Source organism: Aquabacterium parvum, assembly GCF_001447195.1.
In the GTDB taxonomy this organism is placed as follows: domain Bacteria; phylum Pseudomonadota; class Gammaproteobacteria; order Burkholderiales; family Burkholderiaceae_C; genus Aquabacterium; species Aquabacterium parvum.
The window spans coordinates 1-273 of the sequence record NZ_LFRI01000527.1 but is presented as its reverse complement, the minus strand read 5'-3'; the positions used below and the strand labels follow the sequence as shown (position 1 = coordinate 273).

At 56.0% G+C, this 273-nt stretch carries 1 protein-coding gene; it reads left to right on the top strand.

Annotated features, from left to right (window positions below; all coding sequences use genetic code 11):
• A partial coding sequence (locus ABG80_RS23060) for a protein rep (protein ID WP_160322612.1) occupies positions 1–273 on the top strand: 273 nt, incomplete at both ends.

Here is a 273-nt window from a genome sequence, read left to right as displayed (position 1 = left end):
TGCATGCGGCCAGCTTCTGCATGAAGCACCTGCTTTGCCCTCTGTGTGCCATTAGACGGGGCGCTAAGTCGATGAAAGCCTACTTGGATAGGTGGGAGGTCATCCGAGCCGAGAAAACGGCTCTGAGGCCTTTTTTTGTGACTTTGACGGTGAAGAACGGTGATGACCTGGCTGAACGCTTTAAGCACCTTCATAGAGCCCAGCGCGAGCTATGGAAACGCCGGCAACGTGGTCGCGGCTCTGTGCTCGATGGTGTTGTGGGCGCTGTTTGGT